The organism is Paraburkholderia solitsugae (assembly GCF_013177695.1).
Taxonomy (GTDB): Bacteria; Pseudomonadota; Gammaproteobacteria; order Burkholderiales; family Burkholderiaceae; genus Paraburkholderia; species Paraburkholderia solitsugae.
In genome coordinates this window covers 121,282-137,657 of sequence record NZ_WOEY01000101.1, presented here as the reverse complement: position 1 = coordinate 137,657, position 16,376 = coordinate 121,282, and the positions used below count along the sequence as shown (strand labels likewise).

The 16,376-nt window shown below is 58.9% G+C and carries 15 protein-coding genes; 9 read left to right on the top strand and 6 right to left on the bottom strand.

What is annotated here, in order from left to right:
* Positions 1-154: 154 nt before the first annotated feature.
* The 3 genes from GNZ12_RS26070 to GNZ12_RS26060 all read right to left on the bottom strand — a co-directional run bounded on the left by GNZ12_RS26070 (position 155) and on the right by GNZ12_RS26060 (position 3,100).
* Complete coding sequence (locus tag GNZ12_RS26070; protein WP_172315073.1) at positions 155-1,735, bottom strand: isocitrate lyase; 1,581 nt, start codon at positions 1,733-1,735, stop codon at positions 155-157.
* A 370-nt stretch (positions 1,736-2,105) separates the two neighbouring features.
* Complete coding sequence (locus GNZ12_RS26065) at positions 2,106-2,309, bottom strand: hypothetical protein (RefSeq protein ID WP_216673358.1); 204 nt, start codon at positions 2,307-2,309, stop codon at positions 2,106-2,108.
* Between the two features lie 335 nt (positions 2,310-2,644).
* Positions 2,645-3,100, bottom strand: coding sequence for a VOC family protein (locus GNZ12_RS26060; protein WP_216673357.1), 456 nt, complete (start codon positions 3,098-3,100; stop codon positions 2,645-2,647).
* A gap of 358 nt (positions 3,101-3,458) precedes the next feature.
* Between GNZ12_RS26060 and GNZ12_RS26055 the strand changes: the two genes are divergently transcribed.
* On the top strand, positions 3,459-4,385 hold the full coding sequence (locus GNZ12_RS26055; protein WP_172315072.1) for a hypothetical protein: 927 nt from the start codon (positions 3,459-3,461) through the stop codon (positions 4,383-4,385).
* 669 nt (positions 4,386-5,054) lie between these two features.
* On the opposite strand, the gene GNZ12_RS26045 is transcribed toward GNZ12_RS26055, so the two are convergent.
* Positions 5,055-5,948: a LysR family transcriptional regulator gene (locus tag GNZ12_RS26045; RefSeq protein ID WP_172315070.1), complete on the bottom strand. Its 894-nt coding sequence runs from the start codon at positions 5,946-5,948 to the stop codon at positions 5,055-5,057.
* Positions 5,949-6,181: 233 nt separating this feature from the next.
* Here GNZ12_RS26045 and GNZ12_RS26040 point away from each other — a divergent pair, with 233 nt between their 5' ends.
* From GNZ12_RS26040 to GNZ12_RS26015, 6 genes are all read left to right on the top strand, one after another.
* Positions 6,182-6,934: an SDR family NAD(P)-dependent oxidoreductase gene (locus tag GNZ12_RS26040; protein ID WP_172315069.1), complete on the top strand. Its 753-nt coding sequence runs from the start codon at positions 6,182-6,184 to the stop codon at positions 6,932-6,934.
* Positions 6,935-7,002: 68 nt separating this feature from the next.
* A complete protein-coding gene (locus tag GNZ12_RS26035) occupies positions 7,003-7,638 on the top strand; it encodes a glutathione S-transferase family protein (protein WP_172315068.1) in 636 nt (211 codons plus the stop codon).
* A 45-nt stretch (positions 7,639-7,683) separates the two neighbouring features.
* Positions 7,684-8,889: a multidrug effflux MFS transporter gene (locus GNZ12_RS26030; protein ID WP_172315067.1), complete on the top strand. Its 1,206-nt coding sequence runs from the start codon at positions 7,684-7,686 to the stop codon at positions 8,887-8,889.
* A gap of 753 nt (positions 8,890-9,642) precedes the next feature.
* Positions 9,643-9,999 carry a septal ring lytic transglycosylase RlpA family protein gene (locus tag GNZ12_RS26025; protein ID WP_172315066.1) on the top strand — a complete coding sequence of 119 codons (357 nt, stop codon included), beginning with the start codon at positions 9,643-9,645 and terminating at the stop codon, positions 9,997-9,999.
* Positions 10,000-11,053: 1,054 nt separating this feature from the next.
* Entirely contained in the window at positions 11,054-11,503 is a 450-nt protein-coding gene (locus tag GNZ12_RS26020; protein ID WP_172315108.1) for an ester cyclase, read from the top strand.
* Between the two features lie 194 nt (positions 11,504-11,697).
* Positions 11,698-12,741: a Vgb family protein gene (locus tag GNZ12_RS26015; protein WP_172315065.1), complete on the top strand. Its 1,044-nt coding sequence runs from the start codon at positions 11,698-11,700 to the stop codon at positions 12,739-12,741.
* 71 nt (positions 12,742-12,812) lie between these two features.
* Here the strand turns inward: GNZ12_RS26015 and GNZ12_RS26010 are convergent, their stop codons facing one another.
* Together GNZ12_RS26010 and GNZ12_RS26005 are read right to left on the bottom strand one after the other, a co-directional pair.
* The gene (locus GNZ12_RS26010; protein WP_172315064.1) at positions 12,813-13,232 is read right to left on the bottom strand and encodes a DUF1810 domain-containing protein; all 420 of its coding nucleotides are present in this window, start codon (positions 13,230-13,232) and stop codon (positions 12,813-12,815) included.
* A 105-nt stretch (positions 13,233-13,337) separates the two neighbouring features.
* Entirely contained in the window at positions 13,338-14,123 is a 786-nt protein-coding gene (locus tag GNZ12_RS26005; protein WP_172315063.1) for an IclR family transcriptional regulator, read from the bottom strand.
* 128 nt (positions 14,124-14,251) lie between these two features.
* Here GNZ12_RS26005 and GNZ12_RS26000 point away from each other — a divergent pair, with 128 nt between their 5' ends.
* Together GNZ12_RS26000 and GNZ12_RS25995 are read left to right on the top strand one after the other, a co-directional pair.
* Entirely contained in the window at positions 14,252-15,595 is a 1,344-nt protein-coding gene (locus GNZ12_RS26000; protein ID WP_407947730.1) for an MFS transporter, read from the top strand.
* A 4-nt stretch (positions 15,596-15,599) separates the two neighbouring features.
* Positions 15,600-16,046 carry a type II 3-dehydroquinate dehydratase gene (locus tag GNZ12_RS25995; RefSeq protein WP_172315062.1) on the top strand — a complete coding sequence of 149 codons (447 nt, stop codon included), beginning with the start codon at positions 15,600-15,602 and terminating at the stop codon, positions 16,044-16,046.
* The last annotated feature ends 330 nt before the right edge of the window (positions 16,047-16,376 follow it).

Here is a 16,376-nt window from a genome sequence, read left to right as displayed (position 1 = left end):
CTCGCTCTGACGCGCGTTGCGTGTAGCACAGGGCAAAGCGTCTGCGTGGAAGCGCACAAGAAAATGTTTGATGAGAACCCCGCGAGCTATCTCGCCGGACAAAAAAAAACGCCAACCTGTATGGGTTGGCGTTTTGCTTGGGATATTACTGGTATCAGAACTGATTCATGGTGTTGTCTTTACCCGCCGCTTTCAGGGCCGCTTCGCCGCTGAAATACTCCTTGTGGTCGTCGCCGATGTCCGAGCCGGACATGTTCTGGTGCTTGACGCAGGCGATGCCCTGACGGATTTCCTTACGCTGCACGCCAGCCACATAACCCAGCATGCCTTGGTCGCCGAAGTATTCGCGGGCCAGGTTGTCGGTCGACAGTGCGGCGGTGTGGTAGGTCGGCAGCGTAATCAGGTGGTGGAAGATACCTGCTTCGCGCGCCGCGTCGGCCTGGAAGGTGCGGATCTTTTCGTCGGCGACGATCGCCAGTTCGGTCTGATCGTATTCCACGCTCATCAGCTGGGCGCGGTCGTATGCTGACACATCCTTGCCTGCCGCCTTCATCGCGTCATACACCTGCTGGCGGAAGTTCAGGGTCCAGTTGAACGACGGGCTGTTGTTGTACACCAGCTTGGCGTTCGGGATGACTTTGCGAATCTCGCTGACCATGCCGCCGATCTGGGCGATATGCGGTTTTTCGGTTTCGATCCACAGCAGGTCAGCGCCGTTTTGCAGCGCGGTGACGCAATCCAGCACGCAGCGCGCTTCGCCCGTGCCGGCGCGGAACTGGAACAGGTTGCTAGGCAGGCGCTTCGGACGCAGCAGCTTGCCGTCGCGCTTGATGATGACGTCACCATTGCCCAGTGCGTCGGCCGAAATTTCCTCGCAATCGAGGAAGGAATTGTATTGGTCGCCCAAGTCGCCCGGCGTGTTGGTCACCGCGATCTGCTTGGTCAGGCCGGCGCCCAGCGAGTCGGTACGGGCCACGATGATGCCGTCGTCCACGCCCAGTTCCAGGAAGGCGTAGCGGATGGCGCGGATCTTGGCCAGGAAGTCCTCGTGCGGCACGGTGACTTTGCCATCCTGGTGGCCGCACTGCTTCTCGTCGGACACCTGGTTTTCGATCTGAATGCAGCACGCGCCCGCTTCGATAAACTGCTTGGCCAGCAGGTAGGTGGCTTCGGCGTTGCCGAAACCCGCGTCGATGTCGGCGATGATAGGCACGACGTGAGTAACGTGGTTGTCGATTTTTTCCTGGATGGCGGCCTTGGCAGGGCCTTCAGCAGCATCCAGCTGACGGAACAGGCCGCCGAGTTCTCGGGCGTCGGCCTGGCGCAGGAAGGTGTACAGCTCGCGGATCAGCGCGCTAACGGAGGTTTTTTCGTGCATCGACTGGTCCGGCAGCGGACCGAACTCGGAGCGCAGCGCGGCCACCATCCAGCCGGAGAGGTAAAGGTAGCGGCGGTCGGTGTTGTTGAAGTGCTTCTTGATTGAGATCATCTTCTGCTGGCCGATGAAGCCGTGCCAGCAGCCCAGCGACTGGGTGTACTTGGACGAGTCGGCATCGTAGGCGGCCATGTCGGCGCGCATGATCTTGGCGGTGTACCTGGCGATGTCCAAACCCGTTTTGAACTTGTTCTGAGCACGCATGCGTGCGGCAGACTCGGGATTGATGGCATTCCACGCGCTGCCTTGTTTCTCCTTCAACCCAGCAACTGCCTTGATGTCGTCTTGATATTGAGTCATGTGTATCTCCTAAGAGCAAAGCGCATTTGAAAAAGAGTTGGGTGTGCCGCTACGTATGTCGAAGCGAACTGCATGACTGAATTGTAGGACCGTTTTGACGCGTTGCACCAATGTCTTATATAAGACATATGACATAAATTTTTCTTATTTTTCAATGACATATGCAATAGTTATTGCGATGTGAAACATGTTTTCAAGACGCGGGAACATGATGCTGCGGAAATTCGAACTGAATTCCACAATGTGAAACGTGCTTTCGGTTGTTGGAGGCAGGACAAGCACGGATGGCTTGAGCAACGATAGCGGGCGGGATGATTTTGTAGACGTCTGTTTCGACGAACAGATGCGGAGGTGAACCGACAGCGAGGCGCTAACCGGTCGCTTCGCGACGAAGCGGCGGATCGGTATCGGCAGGCCCGTGCGCATGCAGCGCCTCGATCTGGCGCAACTTCTCCTGCAGGCGACACCAGCGGCGGTGTTGCGCAGCGGCAAGTCTCGCCGTGCCGATCTCGTTGATACGTGCGCGCCAGTATGACAGCGGGATACGGTCGACTGCGGAAATGCGCGTGATCACCCGTTCGAGGTGCGCGATTTCCTGCTCGATGGCGTGCGGAGCGGCTCGGCGGCAACCTGACGGTCCGCTCGACCGGAGGCGGGACGGTGTTGAGGCTCGCGGTCGAGATCCGGCCAGCGGCTGTGGCGGCAATGGGCACGCCGGCAAGCTGATCTTGGGGCGGCGGCGCAGCGCTGTATTGCTGCTACCCGACCAAGCGCCGAGAACAGCGGTGCCAAATGTCGCTGATCGCCCCGTTTCGGTCAATCGCACTTCCGCAAAGCCGCCATTCATTCGGTGCAGGATTGTCCAAAGCTTGTACGAATAGCGACGGCACACTTGTATCAAGAGGATTGCTATTCGTGTCGCTTGGGGTTCCACGCTTTGTGCACGAACTCAAGACGGTTGCCGTCGAAGTCGGAGACGTTGGCGGCGTAATAGCCGGGGGCGAAGTAGGTACGATCTGCTGGTTTCCCCTCGTCGATGCCGCCGGCTTTGATTGCTGCTGCGTAGGCGGCGTCGACCAGTTCGTTGGTGTCGCAGACGATGCCGAGGTACAGCCCGGTCTCGCCGGGCTTGCGTTGACGTAGCCAGATGCTTGATCCAACCGCCTTTCCCTTGCCGTACACGTCGTCACCGATGCCGTAAAGATCAGGGACGCCCTTGGGGCCCGAAGCGGAGTCGTAGTTACCGAATACGCTCCAGCCGAGTGGCTTCAAGGTTTCAGAGTAGAAGGCCAGTGACTTGTCGATGTCGGCGACTGAGATGTAAACGTGGTCGATCATTTGGCCGCCTTCGACGTGGATGGGCATGGTTTCTTCATAACTCTATTCCGCTTGCGGCAGATGACATTCGCCGACCAAATGCGCGCTAAGTAAATTACCACTCGGACCGCCGAGTCACCTGACTATGGCACCCAAAAAAAATCTATCGTCATGTTCGAAATTATTTAAACGCTACAACTCAGAAGCGTACCGTCTTGTCTGAATTTACTTGCCCACCACACCGCGCTGCCGCCTAAAATGAATTTTGGTATTTATCTAGAGAAACTATTCAGGCGATGCGGGGGCAGTATGAGCAAGCTGACGGACAGCATCAACACCTTCGAGACGGGCGACCTGGTATTCACGCGCTACCCCGCCCAAGAGCCCGCAGCCGATCCACGTCACCTTGTTCCTCGAGCCGCGCACCGGCCTCGGGCGGAGCTACGTTCACGCGGGCGCGCAGCAGCTAGAGATCGCGGACGTCGCGACCTACGCTGACGACAAGGACAGCGGTGGATACCTGCACGCCCATCCAACGGACTCTGTGCTGCGCTCCCGCACGGCCGAAGTTGCGCAGCAGTTCGCGCAAACCGTCAAGCGCACGCCCTACGGCAGCTACCCTTCGTCGAAGGACTTCCAGCGCCTGGGGCTCGTCGTCCGGAGCCCCCACGCGAGCCGCTTCACGGGCATGGTGCGCACGACAAGCTTCGCCGAAATCCCGTTTGAGTTCGCGGCGCTCGTGCGGCTACTCAAATGGACACTGCGCGCGATCGACAACGCGCCGCTCAGCGAGAACCGCGGCATCACCTGTGCAGCCTTCGTCTCGATCTGCCACCAGGTGGCGCGAATGTTCATCTTCTTCGACGCCGTTGGCCTCACGTGGCAGCCGGAGAAGATCCGTACCTGCCTGCAGACGCTCAACGGGCTCGTCGAGTCCAAGACCTCGCTGCGCGCCGCACTCGAGAAGATCGGCGAGGACCCCACGCGTAACAACAAGCCCATCTACCGCGATCAGGCCTATCGCGAGAACTCCAACCGCAAGCTTACGACAGCCAGCAAGAGAGAGCTCGACAGCAAAAGGGCGAATGTCGACTACACCAGCGTGCCCGACGAGGCACTCAAGCGATTGAAGAGGCGCGCCCCCTCGTCCGAGATCGAGGGGCATTGGCTCGTCATCCAAACCGAGTGGCTCGGCATCCATGCGGCTAGCACGAAATTGCTGCAGGACATTCTCGGCGACTTCTTCTTCGACGCCAAGTACGTGAGTTCGCCCATCCTGTCGCAACGCGTGCAGAACATCGGCTGGCGCACGGTGCCTTTCGACGCCTACTGATCTCCGGGGCTCAGGGCTCGAGGCGCGGCGCTGCCGGACGGCGTCCTCCGACAAGTCGGATCCGTCCGTCGAAACCAAAAACCTATCGTCGTGTCCGAAATTACTTAGGCACCACATCAGCAGAGGCACGCGTGTTAGCGGTCAGCGAATTCATTATGGTGAGCCGGTGCTACGCCGAACCCTGAGAATTCGTTATTGAACGTAAAGCGCCCCCGTGGACTCGCAGATATTGCGGTAATCGTCCGGACGATTGGCCGACTGATTTGTGGCCTACGGGTGCATGTGCGGCCACTGTCAGACTGGCAGCGAGTTGCCGGTCTGACAGTATCTATCTATCGATGAAAAGCGGGATAGAACGACTGTCACCGACTTTTTCAACAGTATCAAGGTACGACGGCCGTTCGTCGATTCGCATAGCTAGGCGGGTGTTCGGCCAGACCGGCTGTTCATACTGTCCCGCTTGCGGCCATTTCGTAACGACCTGTTCAAAACGCGGCGGACCGACGCCGTCGACATTCATGAGCAGTTCGGCTTTGCCGAAGGCGGACGTAAAAGTCAGGTCCGGTTGTAAGCGGCCTTGGCCATCATAGGTCAAAGCCCCTTGTCTAATGGCGGGACATCAGTACGCAACAGAGACCGACGATATGCTTCCAAGGCCTGTTCGACAGCTCATGTGACGAAGTGCCCCGCTATCCAGTCGATGAAAACTCTCAGTCGATTGCTTAAATATCGGTTGGGCGGATACACCACGTAGAACGGATACGGCGCGGGATTCCAGTCCTCGAGAATCGGCACGATGTCACCTTTTTCGATATGCGATTGCGCCATGTACAGTAAGGTCTGAATAACCCCGAGGCCCGCCAGACCCGCCGCAAAGTGCGCGTTGCTATCGTTCACCCCTATGACATGGGGTACGGCAAGTTCGATTTTCTCTTTGCCGCGAGTGAAGTGCATTGGCATCGGTCGACCGGTTCGTGTCGATATGTAATTGACTATCGAATGGCCAGTTTCCAAATCGCGAGGTTTGCGCGGCACGCCGTGCTTTTCAAGGTAGCCGGGGGTTGCGCAGGTCACCCATGGCGCGTTGCCAATCAATCTGGCAACCAGCGAGAGGTCATTAAGTTCGCCACCACGGATAACACAATCGACGTTGTCGCTAATCAGGTCGACCTGTCGGTCGCTGACTCCGAAGTCAATGCTGATGTCCGGATATTTCGCGAGAAAGTCGGGAAGAGCGGGGATAACTACCAGGCGGGCAAACGTGCCGCCGATGTCGACACGCAGGTGACCGCGCGGCTTGCCTTGCGCGGATTGGAAGCTTGAGTCGATGTCTTCCAGGCTTTGGAGGAGCGCAGCGGTTTTCTCATAGTAAGCCGCGCCGTCCGTGGTCACCGTGACCCGTCGCGTTGTACGAAGCAGTAGCTTCACGCCGAGATGCTTTTCGAGGGTGCGCACGAGCTTGCTCACCGTTGCCAATGGAATCTGCAGCGAGTCGGCCGCCTTCGTGAAAGTGCCGGCTTCTACCACACGGGCAAATGCCCGGATTGCGAGTAACTGGTCCAAAGATAGCGCCCCTTTGCGCACTTGCCGATTACGGGCCTCGACGATTAGCCACCTTCATTATCTACCACAGTAGATAAAGCTTTTGCATTTCGCTACTTTTTCTAATCATTCGCGGACCGTACATTGAACCCCATGGTCACCGGCAATCGAGTAGAGGTCTACCGCTAGCTCTGAGGTCACCAGCGGTCGGGTAGAACGCTACCACCGCCTCACTAAACGAACTGGAGTCAATGATGACGACGCGCAAACTTGAAGGCAAAGTAGCTTTGGTAACTGGCGGTACGAGCGGTATTGGTCTGGCATCCGCGCAAGAATTCGCGGCGCAAGGCGCGAAGGTGTTCATCACCGGCCGCCGGCAGGCAGAACTCGACGCAGCGGTCGCGGCAATTGGCGACGCCGCGGTGGGCATTCGCGGCGACGCTTCGAATCTGGACGACCTGGACCGCGTGTACCAGGAAATCGCGGCAAAGGCCGGTCACCTCGATGTCCTGTTTGCGAACGCCGGCGGCGGCGACATGCTACCGCTCGGCTCCATCACCGAAGAGCAGTTCGACCGGATTTTTTCGGTGAACGTCAAGGGTGTGCTGTTCACCGTTCAGAAGGCGCTTCCACTTCTGCGCGATGGTAGCTCGGTAATTCTGATGGCATCGACGACGTCGGTGAAGGGTACGGCCAATTTCAGCGTCTATAGCGCAAGCAAGGCCGCGGTACGTAACTTCGCCCGCTCGTGGTTGCTCGACCTGAAACCCCGGAACATCCGCGTAAACGCAGTCAGCCCGGGACCGGTTCGCACGCCTGGCCTCGGTGAACTCGTTCCCGCAGAGCATCGGGAAGGCCTGTTCGCACATCTGTCCTCGGTAGTGCCGATGGGGCGTTTGGGCGAGCCCTCCGAAGTCGCAAAGGCCGTCACATTCCTCGCATCTGACGACAGCAGCTTCGTGAACGGCATCGAACTGTTTGTCGATGGCGGTACGGCACAAATCTAAGCCTTCCGCGTGGGTTCCGGCACGCGTTCGTGCGTCCCGGAACCCACGGGACCATAACTGAGGTTCCCATGATTACGCTACACACCTGGACCACGCCCAACGGGCGGAAGGTCTCGATTATGCTGGAAGAACTCGGCATCGCTTACGACGTCAATGCGGTGAATCTCGGCAAGAACGCGCAGTTCGCCCCCGAGTTTCTCGCCATCTCGCCGAACAACAAAATCCCGGCAATCACCGACCTCCTTCCCGACGGCAGCTCACTGTCTGTGTTCGAGAGCGGCGCCATTCTTACCTATCTGGCAGAAAAGCACGGCCTGTTTCTGGATGCGTCGGGCCCCGGTCGCTACAAGCAGCTCGAGTGGCTGAACTGGCAAGTCGGCGGATTGGGACCGATGCTTGGTCAACTCGGTTTTTTCGAAAAGTTCTCTAAGGAAAAATCGGAGCTGGCCAGTCGACGTTTCGCCACCGAAGCGGACCGCCTGCTGATGGTTATGGACGCCGCCTTGTCCAGGAATCAATACCTGGGCGGAGACACGTACTCGATCGCTGATATTGCCGCTTATCCGTGGGTAGTCACCGCTAATACCTTCCTGGCTGACGTGCTCTCTGCGCAAATTGCCGCAAAGCCCGCCTTGCAGGACTGGCTTGCACGCGTTGGCGCGCGCCCTGCAGTTCAACGCGGAATGGCAATTCCGGCCGTCTAAGGAAAAATCGTGGCGACACACCCAGAGCCAGCCGGACTGAACCCAATGACAGAAGCAAAGATCAGCTCCCTTGCCTTCATGCTCGGCGGCCTCGCGCTTTTGGGGCCGCTCTCGGTCGATGCGTATCTGCCAGCGTTCTCCCAAATCGAACGTTCATTTAACGTGGGAGCGCATCAGGTCCAGTTCACGCTCACGGCCTATCTGTTCGCCTTCGCAATCATGAGCCTGTGGCACGGCGCGTTATCGGACGCATTGGGTCGCCGCAACGTCGTTCTGGGCTCGCTCGCAGTTTTCTCGATTGCGTCAGTGGGTTGTGCAGCGGCGCCCGACCTCAACTGGCTCTGGGTTTTCCGGGTTCTTCAAGGCGTCTCAGCCGGCGCTGGGACCGTGGTAGGTCGAGCCATCATCCGCGACCTCCATGCCGGCCCGCTCGCCGCGCGCCTGTTATCACTTGTCAGCATGATTTTTTCGCTGTCGCCAGCGGTCGCTCCGGTACTTGGCGGCTGGATTGTCACAAATTTTCAATGGCGAGCAATCTTTGTCTTTTTGTTCGTCTACACAGCATCGCTCCTGATGTACTGCTTCCGGTACCTCACGGAGTCCTTATCATTGGAAAACCGACGTCCGCTCGAACCGAAAAGACTGCTGAGCGACTATCGACGAGTTTTCGCATCGCCCACGTTCCAGCGAGGTGCCGGTGCGATTGCGTTTAACTTCGCGGGCCTTTTCCTTTATGTCGCAGCCGCACCGGTTTTTCTCGGTACGCACCTGGGTTTGACCTCCGAGGGCTTTGCGTGGGAGTTCATGCCGTTGGTCGCCGGCATCTTTCTCGGTTCGCTCAGTGCTGAGCGCATGGCCGGAAAGGTCTCGCAGGGTACACAGATTGCAGCAGGCTTTGCAATCATGATGGCCTCAAGTGTCGCCAATGTCGCCTTTCATACAGTTCACGCACCAGCATTGCCGTGGTCCGTAGCGCCGCTCCTCTTTTACTCGTTTGGCATGTCGGTTATCGCACCCGGCATAACGTTAATGGTGCTGGACCTGTTTCCGAATATAAGGGGCCTCGTCGCTTCCTGTCAGGCGTTCACGATGATTCTGCTCGCAGCGCTGGTAACGGGTTTCGTCGCGCCGGCGCTCGATAGGTCAGTACTTTGGCTTGCTGCGGGTCAGATGGCTTTTGGACTTGTTGGTCTTGTGCTATGGATCTTGGAGTTGGGAGCAGTTGGAGAAAGCAACTTATCTCCGCACTAGATACTGTCGGATAGCGGATCGACACGCAGCTACAACGCTTGCGAGACTGGTTAGTGGTGGATTCGGCGAACGACCGGCTGGAGGGCATCGACCAGAGGAGGACCGCTGTCAGGGCGAATCCGACGTTCAAATGTCCCCGCGGAAGGGTGGGCGAACGCCACGGCAGCTTCCAGGCTATAACGGTCGTTCACGCGGTCATCTCTGTCAGCGCGTACTCGACACTGAGCGGTCGATCGCACCGCAGGTGATAATATCCGTTGAACCTTAAGCAGACGCATTACTCACGAGTTGCCTTGTAAACCCGTTCGACGTCCGAAACGTTGTGGACGTTGCATCGTGGCGACCAGCCCGAACATTTGAGCGGTGCGGCGTGTAACTTCGCGCACCGGGCGAGATCGGTGGCCGTTATGATAGCCATGTGGCCCCCGGCAAATGAATACGTATTTCACGTATTTTCGTCAAGGCCAGTACCAATCGCATCGGCGACACCTGCAATGAAATCAGGGTCGGACTGATAGACCCACTGCATGAGACCTAAAAAAAATTGTCAAGATGTTATGTCACCCGGGCACGCGGCTTGCTTGAGCTTTTTGAGAACGTTAAAACCACGCCTCATTAACTGACATGTGGTCTATGGTGCTATTACTCCGCTATTTGGGAGTTTTGGGAATCTGCGCTTTGTTCGCGGCTTGCGGACAGATTGCGTCTGAACATGCTGCGTGCAGAGTTGATTCCTGTCGCATGCGACACGAGATGTTGCAATCCGGCGAGGCGTCATGGTATTCGGCAACGTTCCAGGGGCATCTGACCGCAAACGGAGAACGCTATGATGGCGGCGCATTGACGGCTGCCCATCGAACATTGCCGCTCGGCAGCTATGTGCGCGTCAGTTCGTTGGCAACAGGAAAGTCGGTTGTCGTGCGTATCAACGATCGCGGACCATACATCAAACACCGAATTATCGATCTCTCTTATGCCGCGGCGAAGACCTTGGGTTTGACAGACGCACAGTCGATGCAAGTACGGATTGAACGTGTAGAGAGCACGGCGAACACACAGACGGAGTCGGACGGCGGCGAAATCTTGACGACGGGAAACGGCAGTCGGTAGAAAACACGCGGGGAGTCAACGGCGTTGTGGTTCCGGGTCGTTAAAAAAGCACCCCAGCGACTTCGCCACCAACAGTAATGGCGGCGGACATTGGAAGCGAACGCAAGACCGTTCGGTGCGTGTGCCCAGCCGTGCTGCAAACGGGCACATCGCAGGTCTGCCAGATCGCGGGGGCTCTATCGTAATGGTCCGCTCTCTCTGTAGAACGGACGTCTGAGTGTCGAACCGGGTCGATTGGCAAATGGCTGGAGATGGCCGAGGGTGTGTCAAAACGCAGGCTCACGCGTCTCGTTAAGAAAATCGGCTTTCGAGAATGGCCTACAACAGCCTGGTGACGTGCCGGGAAGGGTAAAGAAACCCTGCAAAACCTTCAACTTTTGTGTTTTTGACACACCCTCGACCCGTTTGAGTCGCTCAGAACTCGTGACCCACTGTCCGCTCCAGCGGGAGCATGACACGTTCGCCGACGCCTCATCGGCCCGTCACCCCTTCACAGGACCATTGGAGACGGCGCCTGCGACCTGGGAAAGAGACTCTGTTGCGACAGGTTCGATGATGGCAGCGAGACCAGTCTCTGATCGCGCATGGCGTTCAAATATGGCTAGAAGTTCAGGGCGCAGTCCATCGCCGCGTTGGGCTGCGAGCGCGTGAAACGAGAGAAATGGCAACATGGTTGAACTCCTTTCGATGAGGGACAGGCGAGCGCTACGCCGATGACGGAATTGGCGCTCCGGGCGCCCGCAAGATGCATGCGGTTCGAGCGCACCGCCCTTCGTCCGCCGGCCTCGGTTACCGTGCGATCGCATGGACAGGTTATGGCAACAGGTCGGCACAGGCACTCCGATTCTTGCTGTCTATTTCACGTCGCTACGCCTCATGGCGCCGTCGCTTACGAACGACGCGCGTAATGACCATCGACACACAAGACGCGTGTCGGTTTATCGAGTATTGCAGCAAGAAACGGGGGGCGGCTGACTGCTGGCGCCAATATTGTTCAGACAGAGGGAGGCGATTGAGTTTCCCTCTTTCAACCACAGTCAATGAGGAATTCACCATGTCCAGGGAAGATGACAACAAGGCCGTCGTGGGCCGCTGGTTCACCGATTTCTGGGGCAAAACATGCAACCTCGACATCGTCGACGAACTTGCTGCGCCTGACATGCTGCTTCAATACTCGCTGCACGAGGCGCGCCGTGGCCGCGAGGACATCAAGGCATTCATGACCGATTTCCGCCGAGCGTTTCCGGATCTCAACTTCTGGGGCGCCGCTGATCTCATCGCCGAGGGGGACTATGTAGTCGGCCGTTGGGAGGGTGGAGGCACACATACCGGTCCGGCATTCAGCGATTTCCTCATTGGATCGTTGCCGGCCGCGACCGGACGGAAAATGCGCTTCACTGGCACGACCGTGCTACGGCTCAATGGTGGCAAGATCGTCGAAGAAATCGGGCTGGACGACGGCGTGACAGCGCTGCAACAACTTGGACTCCTCAAGGCAGCGTGATCGAAGGCACAGCGCTTCCGCAGTTTTTCAGCAATGCTCTGCGTATCTAACGCCACAACGGGCCGGGAGCACACCGGCCCGTTGTGGCGTGATCCGTCCACTGGGCGACCGGCTCAAACCAGTTCGACAGATAAGTGCAACAATAAAAAACCGTCAGCGCCCTTTGAAACTCATCCTGTGACGCGGAGACGAACATGTTGGCGATCGCAAGGAAGCGGGTTGTGGCAACGGTGAACAAGATTCTCGACGCAGGGCCGGCACCGTGGTTTGCGTCGGCCCTGGCGAGCGTTGCGCTCACCATCGGCTCGGCGCAGGCGCAACCGCCGTCGTTCGAGACCTTCGCTGTGCCGACCGGCAGTGCGCCGCATGACGTTGCACCGGCGCCGGACGGCGCCGTGTGGTACACCGCGCAGGCGCAGGGCGTGGTCGGACGGCTGGACCCGCGTAGCGGCAGGATCGACAAGATTCCGCTCGGCGCAGGATCGGCGCCGCACGGCGTGATCGTGGGTCCCGATCGCGCGGCGTGGGTGACTGACGGCGGCCAGAACGCGATTGTGCGCATCGATCCGAAGACGCTCGCCGTCACCCGTTTTCCGCTGCCTAAGGACCGGCCGAACGCCAATCTGAACACCGCCGTATTCGACAAACAAGGGCATCTGTGGTTTACCGGGCAAAGTGGCGTCTATGGCGAACTGGATCCGCAGCGCGCCCACATGCGAGTCTTCGATGCGCCGCGCGGGCCCGGGCCCTACGGCATCTGCGTGACCCCGGACGGTGGCCTGTATTTCGCGTCACTAGCCGGGAGTTATCTCGGTCGCATCGATCCCGGGAGTGGTGCGACGCAGGTCATCGAGCCGCCAACGTCGAATCAGGGCGCACGCCGCGTAGGGTCCGATTCGAAGGGGCGCGTCTGGGTCAGCGAGTGGAACGCAGGAAAAGTCGGCTTATTCGATCCCGTGACGCATCAATGGCGCGAATGGCGACTGCCCGGCAACGATCCGCATGCCTACGCAATTTTTGTAGACGACCAGGATATCGTCTGGCTCAGTGATTGGAGCGCCAACGCGCTAGTGCGCTTTGACCCGCGTGCCGAGCGGTTCGAAGTGTTTTCGCTGCCGCGCCCGCACGCGAACGTACGTGAGATGATGGGCCGCCCGGGCGAACTCTGGCTGTCCGAATCCGGCACCGATCACCTGCTGCTCTACCGGTCCCGCGCAGCCGATGCGAGCGGGAATTGACGCCACACTGTGCCGCCACTGAAATTCCGAAGTGCGCTCCGCCACGCTCGCAGGCCCAGCGCAAAAACGGCCTAGAGCAACTGCAGAGTTTGTGGATCAGCTTCCCCGCCGAAATACTTGCGCAGTGCTTCCACAAATACGTCGTTGTCGCTCGTGGCGCGCGCGAACAGACTGATCGACGATCGAAACTTCAGATAATCCGGATATCCGAAAATTTCTTCTATGGAACGCTCTTCGACGCGGTTGACCAGTTGCGTCGATTCGCGGAGCCGGGGGCCGAGTAACGGGTGCCGCAGATAGGCATCGGCCTCGGCCAACGACGAGATTGCGAACCGCTGCGCCATTGCGCTTGCCCCGAGGCCCTGGATTTGCGGAAACACGAACCACATCCAGTGGCTTCGCTTACGTCCATCCCTCAACTCATCGCATACCTGTGCGAACACCGGGTCCTGGGCGTCGACAAAGCGCTGAAGGTCATATGGATCGTCCATTTCGTATTTCCTTGATACCGGCGTGGAAATCCACCCTTGAACCCCGATTCTCGCACCTGTTTTCCACCTCGTCCGCCGCTCGGAGGGCGTGAGTCCGGTCCCTCCTCATCCCTTGCCGAGTGGTGGCCGACTGGGGAATCCCGCCATATTGCTCAACTGAGCCAGCTCATTCGCCGCCTCGCGCAGCAATACCGAGTACTCGTGAATCTTCTCGGCAGTCAGCCGCACCCGCGGGCCGGCCAAACTGATAACGCCGACGCAGCGCGAACCACTTACCACGGGCACCGCCACCGCGGACATGCGCGGGGCAAACACCTCGTCAATCATCGCGTAACCACGTACGCGAGCGGCGTGCAGGAATCCCAGCAGCGCTTTGAGTGTCGTCGGCGCATTGGGTCCGAACTCATTCGGCGGTCCGAAGCCCTGCTTCAAAACCAGTGCGATCGCCTGTTCGTCGGTCATCGTCATGAGCCACGCGTGTCCGGTCGACGTGCATGAAAGTCGCGCAGCCTGGCCCATGTCGGGATCGTAGCGGAAGCCGATGCGATGCCCGTCCGCCTTACCCACCCAGATAATTGCTTCGCCGTCCACCAGCGACAGCCGCGCCAGTTCACCGCTCTGCGCGGCGACGCGTTCGATGATCGGCTGGGCGATATCTGCGATCCCCGTCAGGCTCAGGAATTCGAGTCCGTTCGACGTCATGCGCATTGTCAGGATGTACCGGCTGTGATCGACCAGCTGCCTGACATACCCGCCTTCAACGAGTTCGGCGAGCAGGCGGTGACACGTGCTGCGCGGCAGGGACAAGGCGTCGGCAATGGCAACGAGGCCTACGCCTTCGCCTTGCGACGCCAGCAAATCGAGAATTCTCAGACCGTTTTTGAGCGACATTTCCCGCCGACTTCCGCAATGTGAAATGCAGTTCCGGTACGGAACGCCCCGTCTTTGCAGCGCAAACAATAGCACTTGTTCGTCGCCAGAAACGAACGTTTCAACATATCGGGAATTCAGGAGACAACATGTCATTTTTTGCTGATTCAGACCTTGCCGCGGAAGAACAGTCCGCGCAGGCTCACTTGATGGCGCGCCGGGCGGTGGCAGGCGCAACCGTCGGTACAGCGCTCGAATGGTTCGACTTCGCATTGTATGGCGTGGTCGCGGCCACGATCTTTCCAAAGCTGTTTTTCCCGTCGCTGGACCCGACCGCCTCGCTGCTCGCGTCGCTCGCTAGTTTCTGGGCAGGGCTGGCCGCACGCCCGATCGGCGCGGTGATCTGCGGGATGCTCGGTGACCGTTGGGGACGCCGCAAACTGATGCTTATCACCGTGTCGGTGATGGGCGCGTCATCGTTCCTGATGGGGTTGCTGCCCACTTACCACCAGGTTGGCATCCTCGCGCCGACGTTGCTGGTGTCGCTGCGCATCATTCAGGGTTTCGCGCTTGGCGGCGAATCGACGGGCGCGCAACTGATGGCGGTGGAGCATGCGTCTGCTAACCGACGTGGTTGGTATTCGGGCCTGCTTGGCATTTGCTCGCCACTCAGCCAGATTCTCGCCAATTTCTCGCTCTTTACGCTGGCCGCGGTGCTTTCGTCGGACGACTTCGATTCCTGGGGATGGCGAGTCCCGTTCCTCGCAAGCTTTGTCCTGGTGCTGCTGGGCATCTACATCCGCAGGAAGGTTAGCGAGACACCGGCCTTCGAGGCGCTCAAGCAGACTGGCGCTCCCACGCGTGCCGCAAATCCACTCGGCACCGTCTTCAAATATCACTGGCGCACCGCGCTTCGCCTGACGCTGTTCTTCTGTGGCCCGGCCGCGCTGTTTTATCTAATCGTGGTTTTCTCGCTCAGCTACCTGACGAAACACCTCGGCGTACCAAAGCAGACCGGTTTCATGCTGCTAATGGTTGCGAATGTCTGTGCCATCGTGGGGGCGCTGGCGGGCGGCTATCTGAGCGATCGGATCGGACGCAAACGTGCGCTGATGATCGGCTCGTTCTGCACGCTGATCTGCTGCCTGATCTACTTCCCGATTCTCAACCAGAACTCAATCGCCATGACGATGGCCGTGATGGGCGCGTTCCTCGGCTTCACACAGTTCCAGAGTGGTATCCAGCCGGTCTGGTTCGCTGAGTCCTTTCCGACCGAGGCGCGCTACACGGGGTCCGCACTGTCGTACTCAGGAGCCAACCTGCTCACCGGCGGCCCGATGCCGATCGTCGCCGTGGCGCTGCTCAATGCCTTTAACGGTTCCCCGTGGGCCATCGTAGCGGTTTGCGGCTCGCTGAACCTGATCTCCTTCCTGATGATCGCAATATCCCGGGAAACCAAAGGCACGTCTCTGGAACGCTCTTCTACACATTGAAACCATGACTCGCAAACTCTACATCCTCAATGGCTCCAATCTGAACATGCTGGGCGCAAGGGAGCCTCACATTTACGGCACCACCACGCTCAAGGACATCGAAGAGAACTGCCTGACGCTGGCCGACGCGCTCAAGTTCGACTGCGTATTCCGTCAGACCAACAGCGAAAGCGAGCTGATCGACTGGATTCAGGAAGCGTTCCTGCAAGACGCGGCGCTGATCATCAATCCGGCCGGCTTTTCGTTCGGTCGGATTCCGGTGCTCGACGCAGTCAAGCTCATCCGCCGGCCGGTAGTGGAATTGCATATCACCAACATTCACCGGCGTTCCGAAGAATATCGTCACTCGACGATCTCGGTGGCGGCCACTGCGGTGATCTGCGGAGCTGGCGCGAACGGATATTTGCTAGCGATCCGCGCGATCGACAATCTGTGGGGCAACCAGACTTGAGGCTGCCCCTCAATTGATGAAGCACACGGGCTCCGCGACGGAGCCCGCTTCGGCGGACATGCGCTGTCGGGCATCGGGCGGAATTCCGAGCGGACCAGCCATTCAAGTGACCTTCGCATGGCTCTGGCGAGTGGCCGAAATTGGCCGGGTTCTGCGGGATGCGTCGCACTCACATTGCGTACATGCGGCCCTTCTCGCTGCAATTTCTGCCTGAAACACGGCAGGCATTGCCAACATTCCTTCAACCGATCTTCCCAACCACGATCGAGTTGACGCCCCGATAGCAGATCGCGAATCGAAACAACATGAAAGGTTCCTGACGCCAATCAT

Excerpts from the sequence above, each read along its gene's own strand:
- GNZ12_RS26070 (WP_172315073.1), bottom strand. The coding sequence starts at position 1,735 with ATGACTCAATATCAAGACGACATCAAGGCAGTTGCTGGGTTGAAGGAG.
- GNZ12_RS26060 (WP_216673357.1), bottom strand. The coding sequence starts at position 3,100 with ATGCCCATCCACGTCGAAGGCGGCCAAATGATCGACCACGTTTACATC.
- GNZ12_RS26040 (WP_172315069.1), top strand. The coding sequence starts at position 6,182 with ATGACGACGCGCAAACTTGAAGGCAAAGTAGCTTTGGTAACTGGCGGT.
- GNZ12_RS26035 (WP_172315068.1), top strand. The coding sequence starts at position 7,003 with ATGATTACGCTACACACCTGGACCACGCCCAACGGGCGGAAGGTCTCG.
- GNZ12_RS26030 (WP_172315067.1), top strand. The coding sequence starts at position 7,684 with ATGACAGAAGCAAAGATCAGCTCCCTTGCCTTCATGCTCGGCGGCCTC.
- GNZ12_RS26025 (WP_172315066.1), top strand. The coding sequence starts at position 9,643 with ATGTTGCAATCCGGCGAGGCGTCATGGTATTCGGCAACGTTCCAGGGG.
- GNZ12_RS26020 (WP_172315108.1), top strand. The coding sequence starts at position 11,054 with ATGTCCAGGGAAGATGACAACAAGGCCGTCGTGGGCCGCTGGTTCACC.
- GNZ12_RS26015 (WP_172315065.1), top strand. The coding sequence starts at position 11,698 with ATGTTGGCGATCGCAAGGAAGCGGGTTGTGGCAACGGTGAACAAGATT.
- GNZ12_RS26010 (WP_172315064.1), bottom strand. The coding sequence starts at position 13,232 with ATGGACGATCCATATGACCTTCAGCGCTTTGTCGACGCCCAGGACCCG.
- GNZ12_RS26005 (WP_172315063.1), bottom strand. The coding sequence starts at position 14,123 with ATGTCGCTCAAAAACGGTCTGAGAATTCTCGATTTGCTGGCGTCGCAA.
- GNZ12_RS26000 (WP_407947730.1), top strand. The coding sequence starts at position 14,252 with ATGTCATTTTTTGCTGATTCAGACCTTGCCGCGGAAGAACAGTCCGCG.
- GNZ12_RS25995 (WP_172315062.1), top strand. The coding sequence starts at position 15,600 with ATGACTCGCAAACTCTACATCCTCAATGGCTCCAATCTGAACATGCTG.